Here is a 24,554-nt window from a genome sequence, read left to right on the forward strand (position 1 = left end):
ATCCGGCCTCAACCCCGGTACAGCGCCTCGATCTCGTCCGCGTACACCGTCTCGATCACCCGGCGCTTGAGCTTCATCGACGGCGTCAGCGTGCCGCGCTCCTCGGAGAAGTGCGTGCCCAGGATGCGGAAGGTGCGAATGGACTCGGCCTGCGAGACCAGGGTGTTGGCGGCCACCACCGCCCGCCGGATCTCCAGTTCGAGTTCCGGGTCGCGCACCAGCTGAGCCGGCGTCATCCGCGGCTTGCCGCGCATCGTCAGCCAGTGCGCCACCGCGTCCGGGTCCAGCGTGATCAGCGCGGCGACGTACGGCCGGTTGTTGCCGACCGCGACGCACTGCCCGACCAGCGGGTGGCCGCGCACCTTCTCCTCCAGCACCACCGGCGACACGCTCTTGCCGCCGCTGGTGACCAGGATCTCCTTCTTGCGGCCGGTGATGGTGAGGTAGCCGTCCTCGTCCAGCGCGCCGAGGTCGCCGGTGGCCAGCCAGCCGTCGTGCAGCACCTCGTCGGTGGCCTTGTCGTTGTTGAGATAGCCGCCGAAGACCTGGCCGCCCTTCAGCCAGATCTCGCCGTCCTCCGCGATCAGCACGGTGGTCCCCGGCACCGGCAGGCCCACGGTGCCGAACCGGGTCTGCTCCGGCGGGTTCGCGGTGGCCGCGGCGGTGGTCTCGGTCAGCCCGTAGCCCTCGTAGATCGTCACGCCCGCGCCGCTGAAGAACAGCCCGAGCCTGCGGTCCATCGCCGAGCCGCCGGAGATGCCGTGCCGCACCCGCCCGCCCAGCGCCTCACGCACCTTGCTGTAGACCAGCTTGTCGTACAACTGGTGTTGCATCCGCAGTCCGGCGCTCGGGCCCGGGCCGGTGCCGAAGGCGCGCGCCTCCATCGCCTCGGCGTGCCGCACCGCGATGTCCACCGCCTTGTCGAACGGCCCGAGCCTGCCGCTCGCCTCGGCCTTGCGGCGGGCTCCCTGGAAGACCTTCTCGAAGACGTACGGCACCGCCAGCACGAAGGTCGGCCGGAACGACGCCAGCGACGGCAGCACGTCCACCGCCGCCATGCTCGGCTGGTGGCCCAGCCGGATGCGGGCCCGCACCGCCGCCACCTCGACCATCCGCCCGAAGACGTGCGCCAGCGGCAGGAACAGCAGCGTGGACGGCTCCTCGCCCGGCTTGTTGGCGAACACCGGCTCCCAGCGGGCCACCACGTTGTCGGTCTCCGCCATGAAGTTGGCGTGCGTGATCACACAGCCCTTGGGCCGGCCGGTGGTGCCGGAGGTGTAGATGACGGTGGCCACCGCGTCCGGGGTGACCGCGAGCCGGTGCCGCTCCACCACGTCGTCCCCGATGTGCCGCCCGGCCAGGGCCAGTTCGCTGACGCAGTCCGAGTCCAGCTGCCACAGCCTGGTCAGCCGGGGCAGCTCGTCCACCGCCGCGCCGACCGTCATCGCGTGGTCCTCGTGCTCCACGATCGCGGCCACCGCGTCCGAGTCGTGCAGCATCCAGCGCACCTGCTCGGAGGACGAGGTCGGGTAGACCGGCACCGACTGCGCGCCGATCGCCCAGAGCGCGAAGTCGAACAGCGTCCACTCGTAGCGGGTGCGGGACATGATGGCGACCCGGTCGCCGAACCTGATGCCCTCCGCCAGCAGCCCCTTGGCCACCGCGACCACCTCGTCGCGGAACTGCGCGGCGGTCACGTCGTGCCAGCCGCCCTCCCCGTCCGCGCGTCCGAGCACCACCTGGTCCGGGCTCTGCTCGGCGTTGCCGAACACGGCATCCGCCAAGCCACCGGCCTGAGGCGTGGTGACCAGTGGAGGAACGGTGAACTGACGCAAGACGTGTGCTCCTAGGACCGCGCTGTGCGGGCCCGTAAGCTACCTGATCCCCGACGGGAACGGGAGTGCCGCGACAACGCCCGGCGAAGGCGGAGAAGCCGCTGGTCGCAGGGCCTGCGACCGGTGCGGCAGCGCGATCGCGGGGCGCGGCGGCGCATTCCGGTACCCGGCCGGGCGGGGGGATCTCCACCAAATCTGCCCGCCCCTGTCACGGTCGCTCCACTCCCTGGGGTCTCATCTGCATCTTTCGCCACACCGCGCACCGGAGAACGGACGCCGGGGCAGGGGCCGGCAGAGCGGTCGCGGGTGCCCCGAGCGCGTCAGGGCAGCGGGCGGTGCAGCCGGTCGCCGCCGGCGAGGATCGCGTCGGCGAGGGCGTCCGCGGCCTGCTGCGCGGTGGACCGCCGCCGGCCGTGCAGCAGGACGAAGTCCACCGCGCCGAGTTCGGGCAGCCCCGAGCGCGCCGGCAGGCGCGCGAGCCCCTGCGGGACCAGCCCCTGGGTGTGCGCCATCACGCCGAGCCCGGCGTGCGCCGCCGCGACCAGGCCGCTGAGCGAGCCGCTGGTGCAGACCACCCGCCAGGTCCTGCCGTGCCGTTCCAGCACCTCGAACGCGCGCGCCCGGGTGATGCCCGGCGGCGGGAACACGATGAGCGGCACGGGACGCCGCGGGTCCAGCCGCAGCCGCTCGCCGCCGATCCACACCAGCTTGTCCCGCCACACCAGCCGGCCCGGGCCGTCCGGGCCGTCCCGCTTGGCCAGGCACAGGTCCAGCCGCCCCGCGTCCAGCATCCGGTGCAGCGTGCCGGACAGCTCGACGGTCAACTCCAGGTCCACCTCGGGGTGTTCGCGGCGGAAGCCGGCCAGGATCTCCGGCAGCCTGGTCAGCACGAAGTCCTCCGAGACCCCGAAGCGCACCCGCCCGCGCAGCCGGGTGCCGGCGAAGAAGCCGGCGGCGCGCTCGTTGGCCTCCAGGATCGTGCCGGCGAAGCCGAGCATCGCCTCGCCGTCCTCGGTCAGCTCCACGCCGTGCGTGTCCCGCGCGAACAGCCGGGCGCCGGCCGCCTCCTCCAGCCGGCGCACCTGCTGGCTCACCGTGGACTGCTGAACGCCGAGCCGCTGGGCCGCCTGGGTGAAGCTCAGCGTCTGCGCGACGACGAGGAAGGTGCGCAGTTGTACGGGATCGAACACGACGCCCACCCTAGCCGGTCATCGCGATCCGTGATGACAGTGAGTGCGGCCAGCGGGGTTCCCGATGTCCGCAGGTCACGGCAGGCTGGTGGGGTGCCGCCGCTCCCCACCCCCGCCGAAGACGCCGCACCGGACGCCGCACCGGACGCCGCACCGGACGCCGCACCGGGCGCCGCCCCGAGCCCCGTGTCCGGTGCCGTGCCGGACGCCGCCGACGCCGCCGCCGAGGCCGCGCCGTCCTCCGCGCCGGACCGGCCGGCGCCGCCGTCCCCTCCGAGCCCGGCGCGCCGCCTCGCGCGCCGCCTGACGCCGAGCCCGCGCCTGCCGCGGCGGCTGCCCGTCGACCCGTTCATCGCCGCGCTGCTCGGCACCGTGCTGCTCGCCGCGGTCCTGCCGGCCACCGGACGGGCCGCGGGCGTGGCACAGGGGACCGCGGACGCCGCCGTCGCGCTGCTGTTCTTCCTCTACGGCACCCGGCTGTCGACCCGCGAGGCGCTCGCCGGGCTGCGGCACTGGCGGCTGCACCTGACCGTGCTCGCCGCCACCTTCGTCGTCTTCCCGCTGCTGGGCCTGGCCGCCCGCGGCCTGGAGCCGTACGTCCTGGCGCCCCGCCTCTATCCGGGCTTCCTCTTCCTGTGCGTGCTGCCGTCGACCATCCAGTCCTCCATCGCCTTCACCTCGATCGCCGGCGGCAACGTCGCCGCCGCGATCTGCGCCGGCTCCTTCTCCAGCCTCGCCGGCATCGTGCTGACCCCGCTGCTGGCCGCCGCGCTCGTCGGCGGCGGCGCCGGGATCAGCGGGCACGCGGTGACCGCCATCGCGCTGCAGCTGCTCGCGCCCTTCCTGGCCGGACAACTGCTGCGCCGCTGGACCGCGAAGCAGGTCGCCCGGCACCGCAAGGTGCTCGCGCGCGCCGACCGCGGCTCGATCCTGCTGGTGGTCTACGCGGCGTTCAGCGCCGGCATGGCCGAGGGCATCTGGCACCAGGTCCCGGCGCCGCGGCTGCTGGAACTGCTCGTCGCCGAGGCGCTGCTGCTCGGCGTGATGCTCGCGGTCACCTCGTACGGCGCCCGGCGGCTGGGCTTCGACCGCGCCGACCGCGTCACCATCGTCTTCGCCGGCTCGAAGAAGAGCCTGGCCAGCGGGGTGCCGATGGCGACCGTGCTGTTCGGCTCGGGCGCGGGGCTCGTGGTGCTGCCGCTGATGCTGTTCCACCAGATGCAGCTGATGGTGTGCGCGGTGATCGCCAAGCGCTGGGCGCGGGAGGGGACGGACGCCGTACGGGAGCCGGTTCGCACGCCCGTACCGGCCGGCGGTCCCGCGCCCGGGCACGCGCCCGCGCCGGCGTCGGGCACGGGGAAGGGGACCGGCACCTGACCGGCGCGCGGCGCGGCGCTCCGGGAGCCGAAGCGGCGTCAGGGGGCCTGTGGTGCGGGCAGGGCGATACGTGCCTCGCCGGCGTAGACGTTCATCGAGTCCCCGCGCAGGAAGCCGACCAGTGTCAGCCCGGTCTCCGCGGCCAGGTCCACCGCGAGCGAGGACGGCGCGGAGACGGCGGCGAGCACCGGGATGCCCGCCATCACGGCCTTCTGCGCCAGCTCGAACGAGGCGCGTCCGGAGACCATCAGCACCAGGTCGTGCAGCGGCAGCAGCCCCGCGCGCAGCGCCCGCCCGACCAGCTTGTCCACCGCGTTGTGCCGTCCGACGTCCTCGCGCAGGTCCACCAGGTCGCCCTGCGGGGTGAACAGCGCCGCGGCGTGCAGGCCGCCGGTGCGCTCGAAGACGGCCTGGCCGGAGCGCAGCCGGTCCGGGAGCGCGGCCAGCGCGGCGGGTGTGAGACGCACCGCCCCGGGCCGGCCGCCGCCCCCGGGAGCGTCGGCGGCCCCGGGGTGCTCGGCGTCCTCGGCGTCCTCGGGAGACTTGGCGGCCTCGGGAGACTCGGCGGAGGGGAGCGGCCACCGGGCGGTGGTGCGCACCGCGTCCAGGCTCGCCTTGCCGCACAGCCCGCAGGACGACGTCGTGTAGACGTTGCGCTCCAGGGTGATGTCGGGGACCGGGACGCCCGGGGCCAGCCGCACGTCCACCACGTTGTAGGTGTTGACGCCCTCGGAGGTCGCGCCCGCGCAGTAGACGACGTTGGCGACCTCCTCGGCCGCGCCGATCACGCCCTCGCTGACCAGGAAGCCGGTGGCCAGCGCGAAGTCGTCGCCGGGGGTGCGCATGGTGATCGCCAGCGGCTTGCCGTTCAGCCGGATCTCCAGCGGCTCCTCGGCGACCAGCGTGTCCGCGCGGTGGGAGACCGCGTCGCCCCTGATCCGCAGCACCCGCCGCCGTTCGGTGACCCGTCCCATGCTCCGGCCCTCCTCGCCCTCGCCGCACCGGTGTCCGCCACCTGGTCGCGTACGACCCGCTCCTGGAAGGGTGTCATAGGGTTTGGGCGGCAGCCGCAGGCGAGCACCACGACCTACCAGGATGGCAGAGCGAGATGAACGACCAGCCGACCGCCGAGGGGACCTTGGTGGGCGACGAGGAAGCGCTGACCAGGCTTCGGGCCCTGCGCGGGAGCATCGACAATCTGGACGCGGCGCTGGTGCACCTGCTGGCCGAGCGCTTCAAGTGCACCCAGCAGGTCGGCGAGCTGAAGGCCGCCCACAACCTGCCGCCGGCCGATCCCGCCCGTGAGGCCGACCAGATCGCCCGGCTGCGCCGGCTGGCGGCGGACGCCCGCCTCGACCCGGCCTTCGCCGAGAAGTTCCTGAACTTCATCATCGAGGAGGTGGTCCGCCACCACCGGGCCATCGCCGCCAAGCAGGACGGCGCCGCGCCGCCGGCCTGACGGCTCCGCGGCGGCCGCCCCCGGACCTCGCGGCCGGCCGCCCCGGACCTTCCGGCCGGACTCCCCGTGGTCACCCGGCGTGACCGCCCGGCCGCCGTTTTCGCGGGTGAGGACCACCCCGAAACCTTGGTATCGTTGTAGCCGTCACCGCGAGCACGCACGGTCGCGGCGGCGTACCCGGGTCCGGGTGGCGGAATGGCAGACGCGCTAGCTTGAGGTGCTAGTGCCCTTTATCGGGCGTGGGGGTTCAAGTCCCCCTCGGACACCAGCGAAAAACCCCTCTGCGCAGGGGTTTTTCTGTTGTCCTGGCCGTCCGCGGGAGCGGCCGGGCCGGATTCCTCCCCGCGGGCCGGTCGCGCGGCGCGGACGGTGGCGAGGCCGGCGACGAGGCTCAGCGGGAGCGCGAGGAGCCAGACCAGGGCGGCCGGGCCGGTGCGGCCCAGGGCGAGTCCGGAGGTCGGGCCGATCGCGGTCCCGATGTCCTGCGTGGTGGACAGGGCGGCCTGGTACGTGGCGCCGCGGCCCGGCGCGGCGTGGCGGCTGACGAAGGCCGAGGTCGTGGGACCGGAGAGCATCATCCCGAAGGACATGACCAGGACCGCGGCGACCAAGACCGGGTAGCCGAGCCCGGCCGCGGCCATGGCGGCGAGGCCCGCGCCCTGCAGGGCGGCGCCCGCGAAGAGCACTCGGGCGGTGCCGCGGCGCCTGGCCCAGCGGCTGACCGCGGTCTGGAAGGCGACGGTGGCGACCGCGTCGACGGCGAAGAGGACCGCGTAGGCGGTGGTGCCCAGCGAGTGCAGCCGGCGCAGCAGCACCAGGCCGTCTGCCTCGAACCAGGTGAAGGTGATGGCGAGCAGGCCGCCGCCGAGGACGAGCAGGGCGAGCCGGCGGTCGCGCAGGATCTGCCCGAGCGCGCCCGCCGGCTCCTCCTCGTCGTCGCCCTCGGAGGTCCGCGGACCGATCGCGCGGTCGGAGGGGACGGCGACGCACACCGCGAGCACCGCGCCGGCCAGCAGCACCCCGGCCGCGGCGAACATGCTCGACAGGGAGAGGGCGACCGCCGCCGCCCCGAGGACCGGGCCGACGACGCCGCCGACACTGGCGACGACGCGGGTCAGCCCGTAGGCGCGGTGCAGGTCCTCGTCCGCGTGCAGGTCGCCGATCAGGGCGGCGATGGTGGGGTGGAAGGCCGATTCGAAGAGCCCGGCGAGCAGGAACGCCCCGATCGCCAGGACCGCGTGGTGCACCAGGAACAGGCTTCCGTAGCCGAGCGCCATGCCGGTCGTGGAGATCAGCAGCATGCGGCGGTGGCCGATCCGGTCGGCCAGGGCGCCCCCGGCCAGGCCGCCGGTGAACTCGCCGACCGCCTGGACCAGGAACAGCGCGCCGGCCGCCGCGCCGCTCAGCCCGCCGTCCCGGTGCGCCCACAGGACGACGAAGGGGAGCATCACGCCGTCGGCCAGGGCGCCGAGCAGCCGGACGGCCAGCAGGCCCCGGAAGGCCAGCGTGACCTGGCGGTTCGTCAGCGCGGTGGCGGAGTGGGGCGTCGGCGCCGGACCGGGTGGCGTCGCGGGCGCCGTCATGCCCGGCTCCCCGGGGTCGCCGGGCGGTGGTTCGGGTTCATCGGGTTCACGGGGACTTCTCTCTCCCGGTGCGGCAGGGCCGGACGGCGCGCTCGCCGCAATATCGAGGCATGGTGACTCGTTATGAGAGTAGCATCATATCGAGGCATCGTGTCTTGATAAGCTGGCCGTATGTCACGCACCGCCGGCAGCCGCGCCGCCCCGGGCCGCCCCCGCAGCGAGGCGGCGCGGATCGCCGTGCTCCACGCCGTGGACGACATGCTCGTCGAGCAGGGATACGCGGCGATGACGATGAAGGGCATCGCCGAACGGGCCGGTGTCGGACGGCAGACCGTCTACCGCTGGTGGTCCACCAAGGCGGAGATCCTGCTGGAGGCGAGCGTCCACGACGCGCGGCGCGAACTGGCCACCGAGCCGCGCGCCCGCCCCGCCGACGACCTGGCCGTCTACCTCGCGGCGCTGACCGCGTTCCTCACCGTCTCACCGGCCGGACTCGCCTACCGGGCGCTGCTCGGCGAGGCCCAGCACGACAAGGCGGTGCGCGACCTCGTCCGCGGCGCGGGACTCGTCGGCGCCGCCACGGCCGCCGTGCTCGACCGGGTCCGCCCGCACGCCCCCCGGATGCCTGCCGCCGACCTCGCCGCGGCCCAGCTCACCGGCCCCGTGATCGCCGTCATCCTGGAGACCGGGATCGCCATGGCCCCCGCCCGGCTCGGCGAGCACGTACGGCTACTGCTCACGGCCTGGGGCGGGGACCCGGACCGCTGAGCGTGTCCGTCCCCGCTACGCAGGGGCGGTCACGCCGTCGTCCAGGCCCAGCCGTGCGGCCGCCGGCCTGCCGCCCACCACGGTCACGGCGGTCGCGGCCGTGGCGCAGGCCGCGGCCAGGGCCGCCGGGAGCGGCGCGCCGGTCAGGCGGGCCGCGAGGAGGGCGCCGGTGAACGCGTCGCCCGCGCCGGTGGTGTCGACCGGGGTCACCGGCAGCCCGGGGACGCGGGCGACGACACGGCCGCCGCGCGCCGCCAGCGCACCCATCGCGCCCAGCGTCACCACGACCGTCGTGCCCGGCAGCCGCGCGCTCAGCTCGGCCGCGTCGTCGGCGGCCCCGTCCTGGTCGGTGGCCGCGTCGGTGGTCTCGGGGCGGCCGCACAGCGCCGCGGCCTCCGCCGCGTTGGGCAGCAGCAGGTCGACCCCGGCGACCGCCTCCAGGAAGCGCGCCACACCCGAGGCGCGCAGGAAGCCCGCGGACGCCGGGTCGACGCTCACCGGCACGCCACGGGCGCGGGCCGCCTCCCCGACCACCGCCGCGAGGGCGCGACCGGGCGCGGAGAACAACAGGTAGCCGGAGACGTGGACATGGCCGACGCCGTCCAGCAGCGCCGCGTCCCAGTCCCGCGGACCGAGCCGCAGCGCCGCGCCCGAGTCGGTGACCAGGGTGCGTTCCGCGGCGGCGTCGACCAGCGCGATCACCACGGCCGTCGGCAGGTCCGGGTCGACCCGCAGCACCGGCTCCACACCCGCTCGCCGCAGCGCGGCCCGGTGCCAGCGCGCGGTGTCCGCGCCGGCCTTGGCCAGCAGCCGTACGGTCAGGGGGCCGGCGCCGCTCGCCCCGCTGGGCGCAGGAGGCGCGGTGTCCGCGCCGCGGGTTAGCCGGTACGGGCCCGCAGCGGCGGACGCGCCAGCCGCGGGCGGACCGCTCGCGTCCGGATCACCGGCGTCCGGATCAGCCGCGTCCCAATCACCACCGTCCGGATCACCCGCGGGCGGACCGCTCGCGGACGCACGGCTCGTGTCCGTACGGCTCGCGTCCGCGCGCCTCGCGTCCGTACCGCTCGCGTCCCTACCGCTCCCGTCGGCGTGCGCGCCGCCCGGTCCGGGGTGCGGGCCGCCTGCCGCGGTGACCGCCCAGCACGCCACGTTCGCGCCCGCGCCGCCCGGCAGCAGCTCGATCCGCGCGGCCGTGTCGGTCGCGGGCGCGAGGGGGTCGCGGTGGCGGGCCACCACGTCGGTGACCACCTCGCCGACCACCAGCAGGCCGGAGCCGGGCGGCCGGCGGCCCGGAGACCGCCCGGCCGCACCCGTCTCCGCGTCGGCCCGCGCGTCGGCCCCCGCGGCCTGGCCGGCCCCGCGGCCCGGGCGGCGTCGGTGACGGCGCCACCCGCCTCGTCGCCCGCGGCGAGCCGCGTCACCGGGAGCGTTCCGCCCAGCTCGCGGCGATCGCGCCGGCCAGCGCGACGTTGCCGCGCACCGCGGCCAGGTTGGCCTCCAGGGACGCGCCGCCGGTGTGCTCGGTCAGATACGCCAGCAGGAACGGCGTGATCGCCTGCCCGGTGACGCCCTCGCGGTCCGCCGCCGCCAAGGCCTGGGCCAGCACCCGGTCGTGCAGCTCCGGGTCGAGCTGGTGCTCGGCGGCCACCGGGTTGGCCACGATCAGCGCCGACTCGTGGCCGCCGAGCGCGTCCTGCGCGGCCATCACCGCCGCGACCTCGTCCGGCGCGCGGACCGTCCAGTCCACCGGTTCGCCGGAGTCGGTGAGGTAGAAGCCGGGGAAGCGGTCGGTGCCGTAGCCGAGCACGCCGATGCCCAGCGTCTCCAGCCGCTGGAGCGTCGCCGGCACGTCGAGGATCGACTTGACGCCCGCGCACACCACCGTGATCCGCGTCCTGGCCAGCAGGGACAGGTCCGCGGACTCGTCCTGCACCTCCGTCCAGCCGCGGTGCACCCCGCCCAGCCCGCCGGTGCCGAAGACCCGGATGCCGGCCCGCGCGGCCAGGAACGCGGTGCCCGACACCGTCGTCGCGCCGCTCGCCCCGGCGGCGAGCGCCGGGGCGAGGTCGCGGAAGCCCAGCTTGCGCAGCGACGGGTCCTGCGCGACCCGCTCGACCTGGTCCTTGTCCAGGCCCACCCGGGGCACGCCGTCCAGCACCGCCACGGTCGCCGGCACCGCGCCCGCGTCCCGGACGATCTGCTCCAGCTCCCGCGCCACCTGGAGGTTGCGGGGCCTGGGCAGGCCGTGGGCGATGATCGTGGACTCGAGGGCCACCACCGGGACGCGCGCGGCCAGCGCGTCGGCGACCTCGTCGGACAGGGCGGGCGCGGCGACCGCGCGGGGACCGTCAGTGCTCAAGCTGCTCATGGCCCTTACCTGGCACGCCGGGCCCGCCGCCAAACATCGAGGCGGGGCCGGCACGCGGGTCCGTACGCCTGGGCCGTCCCGGCCGCGCCCGTGGCACCTGCGCAAACCGTCCTCCCGAGGCCGGACCGCCCTCCCGGGCCGGGCAGCCCTCCCGGGCCGGGCAGCGCTCCGGGGGCCGGGGCCGCCGTCCTGGCCCGCGCCGCCCTTCCGAACCGGGCGACGCGGGCCGCCCGCGGCTCACACCTCCTCCTCCGCCACCCGCACCAGCTCCCCCTCCTCGATCCGCAGCCACCGCGTGATCCCCAGCTCGCGCAGGAACGGCAGGTCGTGGCCGGCCACCAGCAGCGCCCCCCGGTACGAGGCGAGCGCGGTGACCAACTGCCCGACGGACGCCATGTCCAGGTTGTTCGTCGGCTCGTCGAGCATCAGCAGTTGGGGCGCCGGCTCGGCGAGCATCAGCGCGGCCAGCGTCGCGCGGAACCGCTCGCCGCCGGACAGCGACCCGGCCGGCCGGTCCGCCCGGGCGCCCCGGAAGAGGAACCGGGCCAGCCGCGCCCGCACCTCGTTGTCGGTCGCGGACGGCGCGAACGCCGCGACGTTGCCCGCCACCGACACCTCCGGGTCCAGGACGTCCAGCCGCTGCGGCAGGTACCTGACCGGCACGTGCGTCATGACCAGGCCCGCGGCCGGCGGCACCTCGCCGGCGATCGTGCGCAGCAGCGTGGTCTTGCCCGCGCCGTTCGCGCCGATCAGCGCGATCCGCTCCGGCCCGTGCACGTCCAGCTCCGCCCGCACGCCGTGCCGCAGCTCCAGCTCGCGCAGCGTGAGCACGGTGCGGCCGGCCGGAACCGCGGTGTGCGGCAGGTCGATCCGGATCTCGTCGTCGTCGCGGACCGCCGCGACCGCCTCCTGCAACCGCTCCCTGGCCCCCTCCAGCCGGTCGGCGTGCAGCTGGCGGTGCTTGCCCGCGGACACCTGGGCCTGCCGTCTGCGCTCGTTCATCACGATGCGCGGTTCCCGCTTGGCGTCGTACATCTTCTGCCCGTACCGCGCCCGCCGGGCCAGTTTGACCTGGGCTTCGGCCAGTTCGCGCTGCTGCCGCTTCATGTCGGCCCCGGCGGCGCGCACTTGGCGCTCGGCCGCCTCCTGCTCGACGGCGAGCGCCTCCTCGTACGCCGACAGGTTGCCGCCGTAACCGTGCACCTCGCCGCCGCGCAGGTCGGCGATCTGGTCGACGCGCTCCAGCAGTTCGCGGTCGTGGCTGACCACCACCAGCACGCCGCGCCACGCCTCGACCGCCGCGTACAGGCCGCGTCTGGCGCGCAGATCGAGGTTGTTGGTCGGCTCGTCCAGCAGCAGCACGGCGGGGCGGCGCAGCAGCAGCGCGGCCAGCCGCAGCAGCACCGACTCGCCGCCGGAGACGTCGCCGACCGTGCGGTCCAGGCCGATCCGGTCGAGGCCGAGGCCGGCCAGGGTGGCGCGGGCGCGCTCCTCGACGTCCCAGTCGTCGCCGACCGCGGCGAAGTGCTCCTCTGCGGTGTCGCCCGCCTCGATCGCGTGCAGGGCGGCCCGGGCCGCGTCGATGCCCAGCGCCCGGTCGACCCGCAGCGAGGTGTCGAGCGAGACGTCCTGCGGCAGGTAGCCGATCTCGCCGCTCGCCTTCGCCGTGCCCGAGGCGGGGGTCAGTTCGCCGGCGAGCAGCTTCAACAGGGTGGACTTGCCCGCGCCGTTGAGGCCGATCAGGCCGGTGCGGCCCGGGCCCACCGACCAGGTGAGGTCGTCGAAGACGCCGGTCCCGTCGGGCCAGGCGAAGGTCAGGCGGGTGCAGACGAGGGACGCGGCGGTGGACGGTGTCGATGACATGAGGGGCTCCCGGTCGCTGGCGTGGGTGGTGATCTGGGCAGCGGAACGGGTCACCGGGTGTGCGTGCGGCCTGGAGCGGCGAGCGGTCCGGGGCGTACGGCCGCGGCCGGCCGCGCGGGACGCGACGGGAACGCGGAGGGGACGCGACGGGAACGCGGAGGGCATCGGACGCGGAGGCGTACGGTCACGCGGGAGGCGTGGGGCTCCGGGGGCTGCTCGTGGCCGGGGTCGCGCACACATGCCGCGGCGGGGCGTCGTACGGACACGACGCGGCGCGGACAACGGTGACCCGGAGGCTCACACGAGCAACGGCCCACTCCTTCGGACGACGACAGGCCGTCACCGACGGTAGGCGGCGACCACCCCGGCCGCAACGTGTTTTCCACGCGGCCCGCGCGCGGGGTGCTTGCGAGGCCGCGCCGGTTCGCGTCGGCCCGCGCCGGTTCGCGTCGGCCCGCGTCGGCGGCGCGGGAAGCCGTGCCGAGCCGCGCCGGGGGTGCCGCGAGGTGTCGCCCGGGCCGGGCCGACGCCCCCGGCAATCGGTGCGGGGGGCGCGGGGCCGCCTGCCGGCGGCCGTGTGGCCCGGGCGGGGCGATTTGGCGGGAGGGTGCGACAGCACGTAAGGTGGTGTTCACCGACGCGGGGTGGAGCAGCTCGGTAGCTCGCTGGGCTCATAACCCAGAGGTCGCAGGTTCAAATCCTGTCCCCGCTACTCAGGGCGAAGGCCCGGCACGATCGACTGTGCCGGGCCTTTCGCATGCCCGCTCGTATCGTCGGTGGCTCGGTGGCTCGGTGGCTCGGTGGCTCGGTGGCTCGGTGGCCCGGTGGCTCGGTGGCTCGGTGGCTCGGTGGCTCGGTGGCCGGCTGCTCGGCCGTCTCAGCGGCGCCGGCCGCGGGGCCGCGGCGGGTCCTCCCGCTCCACCGGCCGGTACGGCGGGACCGACCGGCCCGGCTGGTAGTGCGGCCCCTGGCGGATGTGGCGGATCACCAGCACCGTGTCGACGAGCGCCAGCGCGGCGATCGCCGCGGTCACCGCGGCCCAGCCGGGGTGGTCGGCCAGCGCGAACCCCACCGCGGCGGCCGTGCCCCACACCACCCCCAGCACGGCCAGCGTCAGGCGCAGCCGCAACGGGCTGCGCGCCTGCACGGGCTCGGAACCCGTCCTGTGCGTCGTCGGCGACATCTCGCCATCTCCCTGATCGCGTGTCCGCCCGTCGGCCCGCGAGCTCCGTCGACGCCCCAGCCGCCGACCGGCCCGCCTGGCCTCGCCTGCTCGACCCCCCTCCGTCCCCGCGCCTGCCCGGTCCGGCGGCCGGGCATACGCACCGGCCGGGCGGAAATACGGAGGCGGCGTGCCGGGGCGGCGCGTAGGGTGCCTCGCCATGGCCCTGACCATTCGTGACTACCGCGCCGAGGACGCCGAAGCCGTCGCGGAACTGCTGCGCGAGACACTGCCGTACCTGGTGCACACCGCCCGCGGCGTGCACGCGCTGGCCACCGCGTCGCCCGCGCGGCAGCACTACCGGCTGCTGCTCGCCGAGGACGACGGCCGGCTCGTGGGCTGCGCCCGCGCCGGCGTCTTCGCGGACACCGACGACCCCGGCCGGACCTTCGCCAACATCACCGTGCGCCCCGCCGACCGCGGCCGCGGCGCCGGCAGCGCGCTGCTGGCCGCGGCGGAGGCCCACCTCACGGCCATCGGCGGGCACACCGCGTACGCCTGGGCGGAGGACCGGCCCGAGCACCACGCCTTCGCCACCGCCCGCGGCTACCGGCGCGGCCGGTCCTCGCGGTTCCTGCGGCTCGACCTCGCCGAGCGGCCGCCCGCCCCCTCCGTCGCCGAGGGGGTGCGGCTGCTGCCCGCCGCGCACTGGGCCGACGACCTGCGGCCGCTGTACGAGGCCGACGCCGAGAGCTTCCTCGACGAGCCGAGCGACGTGCCGCCGGACGCCATGAGCTTCGCCGACTGGCGGACCGTGATCTTGGGACCGGCCCGAGTTCGACCCCGCGCTGAGCATCGCCGCCGAGGTGGACGGGGTGGTCGCCGCCTTCGTCATCGCCCACACCGACGGCCGGGACCGGTACTTCTCCGCGCGCACCGCCGCCCGCCCGGCCTTCCGCAGGCGGGGCCTGGCCAGGGCCGCGAAGGCCCACTCGCTGCGGCTCGCCCGCGCCGCCGGCTACCGCGAGGCCTTCACCGGCAACGACGACGGCAACGCCCCGATGCTCGCGATCAACCGCGGGCTCGGCTACCAGACCTTCGCGACGGAGTGGCGGTACATCCACGACCTCACCGGCCCCGCCTGATCCCGCCTGCCGCCTGCCGCACCGGGTGTCCGGCTCAGTCCGGGCGCGGAGCCCGCAGCGCCGCGTCCAGCAGCAGCGACCACTGCCGGACGATGCCCGCGCGGCGCGCCGAGTCGTCGGTGAGCAGGTTGGCCAGGCCCAGGCCCCTGGCCATGTCCAGCACGCCCTGGACGGTCTCCCGCACGCCCGGCAGCGACTCGTCCGCGTCCAGGATCTCCACCGCGAGCCGGTGCGCCTCCCGGCCGATCCGCGCCTCCAGCGCGCCCACCAGCGGACGCAGCGCCTCCTCGTCGGCCGCCGCGACCCACAGGTGCAGCGCGGCCCGGAACAGCGGGCCGGTGTGCACGTCGACCAGCAGTTGCACCACCGCGCGGGTGCGGTCGGGCCCGGTCGCGGGCAGCGCCCGCGCCGCCCGCTCGCGCACCGCGATCATCCACTGCTCCGCGACGTGCGCGACGGCCGCGGTGAACAGCTCCTCCCGAGTGCGGAAGTGGTGCTGCGCCGCGCCCCGTGACACCCCGGCCCGCGCGCACACCACGGCGACCGTGCTCCCCGACCAGCCGTGCTCGGCCAGGCACGCCATCGCCGCCTCAAGGATGCGCTGCCGGGTCGCCCGGCTCCGCTCCTGCTTGGGCGTACGGTCCACGGCCGCGGGTCCGGCGGTCACAGGGCCCACGGCGGGTCCCGCCTCTCCAGCAGCGCCCGCACGCCCTCGGCGGCCTCGGCCGAGGCGAAGAGCCGCGCGCTCTGCGCGGTCAGCGCCGGCGCGTCCGCCTCCAGCAGCTCGCGCAGCCGCGCGGTGGTGAGCCGCTTGGACTCCGCGAGGCCCTGCGGGGAGGAGGCGCGCAGGCCGGCCAGGATCGCGTCGAGCGCCTCGACCGGCGCGGTCACCAGGCCGGTCCTGACGGCCTCCGCGGCGTCGAAGGACTCGCCGGTCAGGATCCACCGGGCGGCGGCCCGGTGGTCGGCCCTGGCCAGCACGGGGATCGACGCGACCGACGGCGCGAGGCCGAGCCGCACCTCGGAGAACGCGAACGTCGCGCCGGTCCCCGCGACGGATATGTCGCAGGCGGCCAGCAGTCCGAGCCCGCCCGCCCTGACGTGGCCGTCGGCGCGCGCGACCACCGGCTTGGGCAGCTCGGCGATCTGCCGGACCAGCTCGACCAGCAGCCGCGGACCGTCCGCGAAGCCGTCGGCCTTCAGATCCGCACCGGAGCAGAAGGCCGGGCCGGTGTGGGTGAGCAGCACCGCGCGCACCGCGTCGTCCCTCGCGGCCTCGTCCAGCGCGCCGGTCAGCTCGGCGATCAGCGCCGCGGACAGGGCGTTGCGGTTGTGCGGCGAGTCGAGGGTCAGGACGGCGATGCCCCGGTCGGCGTCGCGGCGCACCAGGGGCGTTGCTGTGGTCACGGCGGACTCCAGTCGTGCGGAGGTCGGAACAGACGGAACCGGGGGAGCAGGCGGAACGGGGGGAGCAGGCGGAACAGCGGGAACAGACGGAACGGGGGGAGCAGGCGGAAGAGGCGGGACGGGCGGGCGATCGGCCGGCGGCGCGCGCTCAGTAGGACTTGGGCAGGCCCAGGGTGTAGTGGGAGACGAAGTTGAGGATCATCTCCCGGCTGACCGGGGCTATGCGGCCGACCCGGGACGCGGTCAGCAGCGAGGCGAGGCCGAACTCGGCGGTCAGGCCGTTGCCGCCGAGGGTGTGGACGGCCTGGTCCACGGCCTTCGCGCAGGCCTCCGCTGCGGCGTACTTGGCCATGTTGGCCGCCTCGCCCGCGCCCATGTCGTCGCCCGCGTCGTAGAGGTACGCCGCCTTCCACATCATCAGCCGGGCCAGTTCGAGTTCGATGTGCGCCTGGGCCAGCGGGTGGGCGATGGCCTGGTGGGCGCCGATCGGCTGCTTCCAGACCTCGCGGGTGCGGGCGTACTCCACGGCCCGGTCCAGCGCGTAGCGGCCCATGCCGAGGCAGAACGCGGCGGTCATCACGCGCTCGGGGTTGAGCCCGGCGAACAGCTGGAGCAGCCCGGCGTCCTCGTCGCCGACCAAGGCGTCGGCGGGCAGCGCGACGTCCTCCAGGACCAGCTCGAACTGCTTCTCCGGCGCGGACAGTTCCATCTCGATCTGCCGGTACTCGAAGCCCGGGGTGCCGCGCTCCACGATGAACAGGCACGGCTTGAGCCGCCCCGTGCGCGCGTCCTCGGTGCGGCCCACCACCAGCGTCGCGTCGGCGATGTCGACGCCGGAGACGAACACCTTGCGGCCGGTGAGCCGCCAGCCGCCGGCCGGGTCGCGGCGCGCCGTGGTGGTGATGCGGTGCGAGTTGGAGCCGGCGTCGGGCTCGGTGATGCCGAACGCCATCCGCACCGAGCCGTCGGCGAGGCCGGGCAGCCAGCGCCGCTTCTGCGCCTCGGCGCCGAACCGGGCGATGACCGTGCCGCAGATCGCCGGGGACACGATCAGCAGCAGCAGCGGGCAGCCCGCCGCGCCCAGTTCCTCCAGGACCAGGGCCAGTTCGGCGAGGCCGCCGCCACCGCCGCCGTACTCCTCGGGGAGGTTCACACCGAGGTAGCCGAGGCCGCCGGCCTCCTGCCACAGCTCGTCGGTGTGCCGGCCCGCCCGCACGGCGGCGGTGAAGTACGCGCGTCCGTACCGCCGGCCGAGGTCGCCCACGGCGGTGCGCAGCGCCCGCCGCTCGTCGCTTTCCAGCAGCGCGCTGTCGAAGGTGCTCCGGACGGTGCTCATGGCCCTGTCTCCTCCTTGACGACGGCGAGTACGGCGCCGAGTTCGACCTGGCGGCCGACGTCGGCGGTGAGTTCGGTGAGCGTCCCGGTGACGGGCGCGGCGATCACGTGCTCCATCTTCATCGCCTCCAGCCACAGCAGGGGGCGGCCGGCCTCGACGCGGTCGCCCGGCGAGAATTCACCTATCCGGATGACGGTGCCGGGCATCGGCGCACGGAGCGAGCCCGGCGCGGCCCGCTGTCCCGGCTCGGTGAAGCGCGGCAGGGCGGTCAGCGAGATCCGCACGAAGGGGGAGTCCACGAACACCCGTTCGGCGTAAGCGGCGACCTCGAAGGCGTGCCGCACGCCCGCCACGTCCAGCACCACGCGGTCCGGCGCGGCGCTGACCAGCGTGGTGTCCTCGAACCCCGCGGCGGTCAGCGCTCCGGCCCGCTCCAGCCGGTAGCGGATGTCGTACGTGCGCCCGTCCGGCTCGCTGCGGAAGCGTTTCAGCTGCGGCTGCGAGAAAACGTTCCGCCAGCCGCCGAGCCGCACGCTCACGGGGACGGCCCCACGGCCGGGGCCGCCCGGCCCGCCCGGCCCGCCCGCCGCGGACGTCGCGCCCGATGTGCGCCGCGCCGCGTCCGCGAGCGCCGCGGCGAGCGCGGCCAACCGCTCTGGCCCGTCGCCGCCCCCCGCCGCGTCGCCCTCCGCCGAGTCGCCCTCAGCTGGTGCGCTGCCCTCCGCCGCGCCGACGCTCCCCGCGGGGCCGGCCCCTCCGCCGGGCCGATGCCCAGCTCCCGCGCGTGCCGGGGCAGGAAGTCCGTGTCCAGGCGCGCCGCCGCGAAGTCGGCGTGGCGCAGGGCGCGGACCAGCAGGTCGCGGTTGGTGACCGGGCCGTGCAGCCGGGCGCGGTCCAGCGCGTGGGCGAGGCGGCGCACGGCCTCGGCGCGGGTCGGCGCCCAGGCGATCACCTTCGCCAGCATCGGGTCGTAGTGCACACCGACCGTGTCGCCGCCGATCGCTCCGGCGTCCAGCCGCAGGCCCGCCACGCGGTCCGCCGGGGTGCCGAACTCCGCGTCCACGCCCGGGACGTCGAGCCGGAACAGCGGCCCCGGCTGCGGCTGCCAGCCGCGACTCGGGTCCTCCGCGTACAGCCGCGCCTCGATCGCGTGGCCGCGGGGGCGCGGCGCCCGGTCCGGCAGCGCGGCGCCCTCGGCGATCCTGATCTGCCAGGCGACCAGGTCGAGGCCGGTGACGCACTCGGTGACCGGGTGCTCCACCTGGAGCCTGGTGTTCATCTCCAGGAAGTACGGGCGGCCGTCGCGCGCGAGCAGGAACTCCACCGTGCCCGCGCCGGTGTAGCCGAGCGACGCGGCGGCGCGCGCCGCCGCCTCGTGCAGGGCCCGCCTGACCGGGTCCGGCAGACCGGGCGCGGGCGTCTCCTCGACGACCTTCTGGTGCCGCCGTTGCAACGAGCAGTCGCGTTCGCCGAGCACCCACACCGTGCCGTGCGCGTCGGCCAGCACCTGCACCTCGATGTGCCGCGCGCCTTCCGCGTACGGTTCGAGGAAGACCTCCCCGTCACCGAAGGCGCTCACCGCCTCCGACCGGGCGGCAGCCAACTCGTCCTCCAGCGCCGCCAGTTCGCGGACCACCCGCATACCGCGCCCGCCGCCGCCGGCCGCCGCCTTCACCAGCAGCGGCAGGTCGGCGTCCGTCACCGCGGCCGGGGCGAGCGCGGCGAACAGCGGCACGCCGGCCGCGGCCATCAGCTCCTTGGCGCGGGTCTTGGAGCCCATCGCCTCGACCGCGGCGGCCGGCGGACCGATCCACACCAGTCCCGCCGCCTCCACCTGCCGCGCGAACTCCGCGCTCTCGGACAGGAATCCGTAGCCCGGGTGCACCGCGTCCGCGCCGGCCGCGCGGGCCGCCGCGATCAGCAGGTCGGCGCGCAGATACGTGTCCGCGGGCGCGTCGCCCGGCAGCCGCACCGCCGCGTCCGCCTCCCGCGCGTGCGCGGCGTCCGCGTCCGCGTCGGAGTGCACCGCGACGGTCGCGATGCCCAGGTCGCGGCAGGTGCGGAAGACCCGGCGGGCGATCTCGCCGCGGTTGGCCACCAGCACGCAGCGGATCGTCCCCGGCCGGCGTCCGCCGTCCTCGTCCCGTCCGTCATCGTCCCGCCCCTCACATCCGGAAGACGCCGAAGCCGCCGCGCGCGCCCTCGACGGGCGCGCCGTGCACCGCGGACAGGCACAGGCCGAGCACCGTGCGGGTGTCGCGCGGGTCGATCACGCCGTCGTCGTAGAGCCGCCCGGACAGGAACATCGGCAGCGACTCCGCCTCGATCTGCTGCTCGACCATCGCCCGCAGTGCCTCGTCCGCCGCCTCGTCGTAGGGCCGTCCCTTCGCCAGTGCCGACTGGCGGGCCACGATCGAGAGCACACCGGCCAGTTGGGCCGGGCCCATCACCGCGGACTTCGCACTCGGCCAGCTGAACAGGAAGCGCGGATCGTAGGCGCGGCCGCACATGCCGTAGTGCCCGGCGCCGTAACTCGCGCCCATCAGCACCGAGATGTGCGGGACCCGCGAGTTGGACACCGCGTTGATCATCATCGCGCCGTGCTTGATGATGCCGCCCTGCTCGTACTCGCGGCCCACCATGTAGCCGGTGGTGTTGTGCAGGAACAGCAGCGGGATGTCGCGCTGGTTGGCCAACTGGATGAACTGCGCGGCCTTCTGGGACTCCTGGCTGAACAACACGCCCTGGGCGTTGGCCAGTACGCCGACCGGATAGCCGTGCACCTCGGCCCAGCCGGTCACCAGGCTCGGCCCGTACAACGGCTTGAACTCGTCGAACTGCGAGCCGTCGGCGATCCGCACGATCACCTCGCGCGGGTCGAACGGGATGCGCAGGTCGCCCGGCACGATGCCGAGCAGGTCCTCCTCGTCGAACAGCGGCGGGCGCGGGTCGGGGCGCGGACTCGGGCCCAGCTTGCGCCAGTTGAGCCGGGCCACCACCCGGCGGGCGGTGCGCAGGGCGTCCGGCTCGTCCACCGCGAAGTGGTCGGCGAGGCCGGAGACGCGCGCGTGCATGTCCGCGCCGCCCAGCGACTCGTCGTCGCTCTCCTCGCCGGTCGCCATCTTCACCAGCGGCGGACCGCCGAGGAAGACCTTCGAGCGCTCCTTGACCATGATCACGTGGTCGGACATCCCCGGCACGTACGCGCCGCCGGCGGTGGAGTTGCCGAACACCACGGCCACGGTGGGGATCCCGGCCGCCGACAGCCGCGTCAGATCGCGGAAGAGCGCGCCGCCGGGGATGAAGATCTCCTTCTGGCTGGGCAGGTCGGCGCCGCCGGACTCCACCAGGCTGATCACCGGCAGGCGGTTGGCGAACGCGATCTCGTTCGCCCGCAGCGCCTTGCGCAGCGTCCACGGGTTGCTCGCGCCGCCGCGCACCGTCGGGTCGTTGGCGGTCACCAGGCACTCGACGCCCTCGACGACGCCGATGCCGGTGACGATGGACGCGCCGGTGGTGAAGTCGCTGCCCCAGCCGGCCAGCGGCGACAGCTCCAGGAACGGGGTGTCGGGGTCGAGCAGCAACTCGATCCGCTCGCGCGCGGTGAGCTTGCCGCGGGCGCGGTGCCGGTCCTGGTACTTCGGGCCGCCGCCGGCCAGCGCCTCTGCGTGCGCCGCGGACACCTCCGCGAGCCGCTCCAGCATCACCGCGCGCCGCTCCGCGAAGTCCGCGCCGCGGACGCCGAGCGCGCTCACGCGTCGCCGCCCGCCGGGAGCGGACCCGCGCCGCGGAAGCTCGCGCCCGCGTCCGCGCCCGCGTCTTCACCCGCGTCCGCGCCTCCGCGCCCGCCCGCGCCCCCGCCCGGGCCCGGGCTGCCCGGGTCCGCCCCTTCGCCCGGGTCCGCGCCTCCCGTCGGCGGCCGGCCCGACCCCGGCGGCCCGACGAACGTCTGCGCGATCGACAGCCACGTCTCGGCGTCCTCGCCGACCGCCCGCACGGCCAGGTCGTCGCGGTGCCTGCGGCGCACCGCGAGCAGGCACAGGTCCAGCGCCGGGCCGGTCACCCGCTGCGCCGCGTCCGGCGGGCCGAACGTCCACAACGACCCGTCCGGCGCGGTGAGTTCGATCCGGAACGGCTCCGCGGGCGCCGGCCTGCCGTACACCGAGAACGCGTAGTCGCGGGCGACGACGGCCAGCCGCGCGACGTGCCACAGGCGGGCGGTGGGGGAGCGGCGCACCCCGAGCGCGTCGGCCACGTCCTCGCCGTGCGCCCACGTCTCCATCACGCGGGCGCCGGCCATCGACGCGGTGCTCATCGGCGGCCCGTACCAGGGGTGCCGCACGGACGGCCGCTCGGCCGCGCTCGCGGTGAGCGCGGCCCCCAGCGCGGTGCTCGCGCCGCGCCACCGGGCCAGCAGTTCGGCCGGAGCGGCCCGCGCGCCCGTCTCGGCGCCCTCGTCCACGTAGCGGTCGAACGCGCCCGCGGCGACGGCGCGTTCGGCCGCGAAGGCGTCCGGGTCCGTCACCGCGAGCAGCGCCCGCTCCTCGGTCCAGGCGAGATGCGCGATCTGGTGCGCGATCGTCCACCCCTGCGCGGGCGTGGGCGTGGCCCATCCCGCCGCGTCCAGCGGCGCGACCAGGGCGTCGAGCGACGCCCACTCGGCGCGGAGGTCGTCCAGTACGGCACGAACGGCTTGCGGATCCGGCACGGGTCCCTCCGGGGGACGTCGGGGGCACGGCGGCGTACGTGGCGCGGGTCCCGCCGGGGACCCGGGGGGCGCACGGCGTGGCGCGGGCGCGAGGCGGCGCCCCTCGCGGTGGGCCCGGGGCGTGCGCTGTCTCGCCGGTTGCCGTGCGGGTCGAGCGTGGCATCGGCGCCAGAAACAAGCAAGCGTGCATGCATGTTTTTTCGCCGCGCCCCTTTTCGCCGGGCGTCGCGGCGCCCACCGTCCGCACCGCGCCCACCGCCCCACCGCTCCGCGACGCCCACCGCGGCAGCGGCAAACCCGCCCCGGCGCGGGCGCCGGGCCGGGCCGTGCGGCGGCGCCCCTCGGGGCGCGTCAGAGCACGCGCGTCGCGCCGATCGGCTCCTGCGGCGCGACGCCCGGGGGCATCGCCGGGTGGCGGCCGAGGAGGATCACGCCGACGACGATCGCGGCCAGGCCGACGGCCTCCCAGGCCAGTGCGCCGGTGCTGAAGCGCACCCGGTCGCCGAGGAAGCCGACGCCGCAGGCGATGCCCGCCAGCGGCTGGGCCGCGGTGAGCGACGGCAGCGACATGCGCAGCGCCGCCGTCTCGAAGGCGCTCTGCACCAGCAGCATGCCGGTCAGCCCGATGACCACGATCGCGTACGGCTGCCAGTGCGCGAACAGCCCGGCCACGCCGTCGTCGCGGACGAGCTGCCCGCAGATCCTGGTCAGCGCGTCCTGCAGCCCGTAGAGCAGGCCCGCGGCCAGTGCGAGCAGCGCGGCCTCGGCGGAGGCGTGCAGGCGGCGCGCGCCGAGCGTGAGCAGCAGCGCGAGGCCGGCCACCACGCCGAAGACCAGCCAGTGCCGCAGCGGGCCCGCGTCCGCGTCGCCGCCGCGCGGCTGCCCGGCCACGATGAACGCGGTGACGCCGGCCGCGAGCAGCAGCACGCCGCCCCAGCCGGACCAGCCGAGCGGCTGCCGGGTGAGCCGGCGGGACAGGGCCATCGCGAACAGCAGGTTGGTGGCGGTGAGCGGCTCGACCAGCGTCACCTCGCCGTAGGCCAGCGCGACCGCGCCCAGCACCTGCCCGGCGACCATCAGCGCGATGCCGCACAGCCAGTCCGGCATCCGGATCAGGTGGAGCAGCAGCCGGAAGGACAGGAAGTCGGCCAGCGGGGCACGCGAGGCCGCGCGCTGCTGCAGCACGAACCCGAAGCCGAGGCAGCAGGCGGCACCGACTCCGAGGAGGAACACGGCCACGCCGCCACTTTAACCTCCGGGGCCGTGAGCGCCCGCCGGTTCCGGCCGGACGCGCGGCGACCGCCGTTCGCGCAGGCCGCGGGCGGTGGCGGGCGGCGGCGTGCCGGCCGCCCCCGTGTCGCGCCTACGCCTCCTCGCCCGGCGCGGTCCGCGCGCTCTCCCACACCGTGAGGAAGGCCAAGCGCAGGCACGCCGCCAGCGCCGGGTGCTCGATGTAGAGCGCGGTGGTCGAGCCGGTGCCGGCCACCGGGTCGGGCATGTCGCACAGCACGAGCGACGCGTCCGCGATCACCAGCTTCAGCGGCAGCTCGTCGGCGAACCGGCACTCCTCGCCCGCGGCCGTCGAGCGCCGTACGTTCTCCAGGGTCTCGGGGTCGGCCAGCGCCTCGTGGGTGTAGATCGCCCGGACCGAGCCGCCGGCCCTGCGCAGCCGGCGCACCGCCTTGATCCCGGGGGTGTTCAGCGCGGGCGCGACGAAGGGCGGCTTGGAGAAGCTGAGCAGCTCCCGCCTGGCCTGGTTCTGGATGTCGGCGAACGCCTCGGCGATCGACTTGGGGTCGCGCAGGATCTCCACGTAGTCCAGCGGCACGGTCTGCGAGCGGCCGTCGGCCCAGACCGGGACCAGCGCGGCGGTCAGCGCGCTGGAGACCCGGTCCAGACGCTCCAGCGCCTCCCGCTGCAGCGCCATCAGCCGGGCCACCGCCAGCTCCGGCGCGACCGCGGAGAAGGTCGCCACCCGTCCCGGGTGGGCGGTCGCCAGCCGCCGTCTGACGAGCGCGTCCAGCACGTCGTAGACCCGCTGCCGGGGGACGTCCGCCTCGCGGGCGACCTCCGCGGCGGTGTACGACTCCCGGCGCACCAGGGCCAGGTAGACGCGTGCCTCGTAGCGGGCCAGGCCGAGCGCCACCAGGTCGTTGACCGGTCCGTCCTCCGTGTCCATGGCGCCACAAGGTATACGGCGGAGATCGCCCGGCGGAAGCACGGCCCGCGCCGGCGCCCGCGCGGGCCCGTGCGGCGGCGTCCGGACGGTCTCGGGGCGGTCTCAAGGGGAATCCTTTGCCAAGACCCGGTAGTCCCTTGAACCGACTGTCACTACCTTTCTCCTGGCCACCAC

General features: G+C 75.8%; 19 protein-coding genes, 2 tRNA genes and 2 pseudogenes. 7 read left to right on the forward strand and 16 right to left on the reverse strand.

Annotated elements, in window-relative coordinates; genetic code table 11:
- Window positions 1-8: 8 nt before the first annotated feature.
- Entirely contained in the window at window positions 9-1,835 is a 1,827-nt protein-coding gene (locus VSR01_RS32425; RefSeq protein ID WP_326452553.1) for an AMP-dependent synthetase/ligase, read from the reverse strand.
- A gap of 320 nt (window positions 1,836-2,155) precedes the next feature.
- Window positions 2,156-3,025 carry a LysR family transcriptional regulator gene (locus tag VSR01_RS32430; protein ID WP_442785596.1) on the reverse strand — a complete coding sequence of 290 codons (870 nt, stop codon included), beginning with the start codon at window positions 3,023-3,025 and terminating at the stop codon, window positions 2,156-2,158.
- Between the two features lie 333 nt (window positions 3,026-3,358).
- Between VSR01_RS32430 and VSR01_RS32435 the strand changes: the two genes are divergently transcribed.
- Window positions 3,359-4,402, forward strand: a complete 1,044-nt coding sequence (locus VSR01_RS32435) for a bile acid:sodium symporter family protein (RefSeq protein ID WP_326453947.1) — start codon at window positions 3,359-3,361, stop codon at window positions 4,400-4,402.
- Between the two features lie 38 nt (window positions 4,403-4,440).
- Here VSR01_RS32435 and VSR01_RS32440 read toward each other — a convergent pair whose 3' ends face one another.
- A complete protein-coding gene (locus tag VSR01_RS32440; protein ID WP_326452555.1) occupies window positions 4,441-5,376 on the reverse strand; it encodes a formate dehydrogenase accessory sulfurtransferase FdhD in 936 nt (311 codons plus the stop codon).
- A gap of 134 nt (window positions 5,377-5,510) precedes the next feature.
- On the opposite strand from VSR01_RS32440, the gene VSR01_RS32445 reads away from it, so the two are divergent.
- Window positions 5,511-5,861: a chorismate mutase gene (locus tag VSR01_RS32445; protein WP_326452556.1), complete on the forward strand. Its 351-nt coding sequence runs from the start codon at window positions 5,511-5,513 to the stop codon at window positions 5,859-5,861.
- Between the two features lie 181 nt (window positions 5,862-6,042).
- Window positions 6,043-6,129 (forward strand) — tRNA-Leu (locus tag VSR01_RS32450).
- Here VSR01_RS32450 and VSR01_RS32455 read toward each other — a convergent pair.
- Window positions 6,092-7,444, reverse strand: coding sequence for an MFS transporter (locus VSR01_RS32455; protein ID WP_326452557.1), 1,353 nt, complete (start codon window positions 7,442-7,444; stop codon window positions 6,092-6,094). The two genes, VSR01_RS32450 and VSR01_RS32455, sit on opposite strands and share 38 nt — an antisense overlap.
- Before the next feature lie 171 nt (window positions 7,445-7,615).
- On the opposite strand from VSR01_RS32455, the gene VSR01_RS32460 reads away from it, so the two are divergent.
- On the forward strand, window positions 7,616-8,212 hold the full coding sequence (locus VSR01_RS32460) for a TetR/AcrR family transcriptional regulator (protein ID WP_326452558.1): 597 nt from the start codon (window positions 7,616-7,618) through the stop codon (window positions 8,210-8,212).
- A gap of 15 nt (window positions 8,213-8,227) precedes the next feature.
- On the opposite strand, the gene VSR01_RS32465 is transcribed toward VSR01_RS32460, so the two are convergent.
- The 3 genes from VSR01_RS32465 to VSR01_RS32475 form a co-directional block, all read right to left on the reverse strand.
- The gene (locus VSR01_RS32465; RefSeq protein WP_442785597.1) at window positions 8,228-9,472 is read right to left on the reverse strand and encodes a carbohydrate kinase family protein; all 1,245 of its coding nucleotides are present in this window, start codon (window positions 9,470-9,472) and stop codon (window positions 8,228-8,230) included.
- A 157-nt stretch (window positions 9,473-9,629) separates the two neighbouring features.
- On the reverse strand, window positions 9,630-10,580 hold the full coding sequence (locus VSR01_RS32470; protein ID WP_326452559.1) for a pseudouridine-5'-phosphate glycosidase: 951 nt from the start codon (window positions 10,578-10,580) through the stop codon (window positions 9,630-9,632).
- A gap of 237 nt (window positions 10,581-10,817) precedes the next feature.
- Window positions 10,818-12,443 carry an ABC-F family ATP-binding cassette domain-containing protein gene (locus VSR01_RS32475; RefSeq protein WP_326452560.1) on the reverse strand — a complete coding sequence of 542 codons (1,626 nt, stop codon included), beginning with the start codon at window positions 12,441-12,443 and terminating at the stop codon, window positions 10,818-10,820.
- Between the two features lie 638 nt (window positions 12,444-13,081).
- Here VSR01_RS32475 and VSR01_RS32480 point away from each other — a divergent pair.
- Window positions 13,082-13,155, forward strand: a tRNA-Met gene (locus VSR01_RS32480).
- 165 nt (window positions 13,156-13,320) lie between these two features.
- Here the strand turns inward: VSR01_RS32480 and VSR01_RS32485 are convergent.
- Window positions 13,321-13,626 carry a DUF6343 family protein gene (locus VSR01_RS32485; RefSeq protein WP_326452561.1) on the reverse strand — a complete coding sequence of 102 codons (306 nt, stop codon included), beginning with the start codon at window positions 13,624-13,626 and terminating at the stop codon, window positions 13,321-13,323.
- A gap of 199 nt (window positions 13,627-13,825) precedes the next feature.
- Here VSR01_RS32485 and VSR01_RS32490 point away from each other — a divergent pair.
- A pseudogene (locus VSR01_RS32490) lies at window positions 13,826-14,134 on the forward strand (GNAT family N-acetyltransferase); the annotation flags it as partial.
- Between the two features lie 346 nt (window positions 14,135-14,480).
- A complete protein-coding gene (locus VSR01_RS32495; protein WP_326452562.1) occupies window positions 14,481-14,750 on the forward strand; it encodes a GNAT family N-acetyltransferase in 270 nt (89 codons plus the stop codon).
- Between the two features lie 34 nt (window positions 14,751-14,784).
- Here the strand turns inward: VSR01_RS32495 and VSR01_RS32500 are convergent, their stop codons facing one another.
- The 8 genes and pseudogenes from VSR01_RS32500 to VSR01_RS32535 form a co-directional block, all read right to left on the reverse strand.
- A complete protein-coding gene (locus VSR01_RS32500) occupies window positions 14,785-15,426 on the reverse strand; it encodes a TetR/AcrR family transcriptional regulator (RefSeq protein WP_326452563.1) in 642 nt (213 codons plus the stop codon).
- Entirely contained in the window at window positions 15,414-16,157 is a 744-nt protein-coding gene (locus VSR01_RS32505; RefSeq protein WP_326452564.1) for an enoyl-CoA hydratase family protein, read from the reverse strand. Before VSR01_RS32505 ends, VSR01_RS32500 begins: the two co-directional genes overlap by 13 nt.
- Window positions 16,158-16,305: 148 nt before the next feature.
- Window positions 16,306-17,493: an acyl-CoA dehydrogenase family protein gene (locus VSR01_RS32510; protein WP_326452565.1), complete on the reverse strand. Its 1,188-nt coding sequence runs from the start codon at window positions 17,491-17,493 to the stop codon at window positions 16,306-16,308.
- Window positions 17,490-19,597, reverse strand: a pseudogene (locus VSR01_RS32515) (ATP-binding protein). Before VSR01_RS32515 ends, VSR01_RS32510 begins: the two are co-directional and overlap by 4 nt.
- A 61-nt stretch (window positions 19,598-19,658) precedes the next feature.
- A complete protein-coding gene (locus VSR01_RS32520) occupies window positions 19,659-21,197 on the reverse strand; it encodes an acyl-CoA carboxylase subunit beta (RefSeq protein ID WP_326453949.1) in 1,539 nt (512 codons plus the stop codon).
- 47 nt (window positions 21,198-21,244) lie between these two features.
- A complete protein-coding gene (locus VSR01_RS32525) occupies window positions 21,245-22,201 on the reverse strand; it encodes a TIGR03084 family metal-binding protein (RefSeq protein WP_326452566.1) in 957 nt (318 codons plus the stop codon).
- 351 nt (window positions 22,202-22,552) lie between these two features.
- Entirely contained in the window at window positions 22,553-23,440 is an 888-nt protein-coding gene (locus tag VSR01_RS32530; protein WP_326452567.1) for a DMT family transporter, read from the reverse strand.
- Between the two features lie 124 nt (window positions 23,441-23,564).
- Window positions 23,565-24,380, reverse strand: coding sequence for a TrmB family transcriptional regulator (locus tag VSR01_RS32535; RefSeq protein WP_326452568.1), 816 nt, complete (start codon window positions 24,378-24,380; stop codon window positions 23,565-23,567).
- Window positions 24,381-24,554 lie beyond the last annotated feature (174 nt).

This window comes from Actinacidiphila sp. DG2A-62 (genome assembly GCF_035825295.1).
Lineage (GTDB): Bacteria > Actinomycetota > Actinomycetes > Streptomycetales > Streptomycetaceae > Actinacidiphila.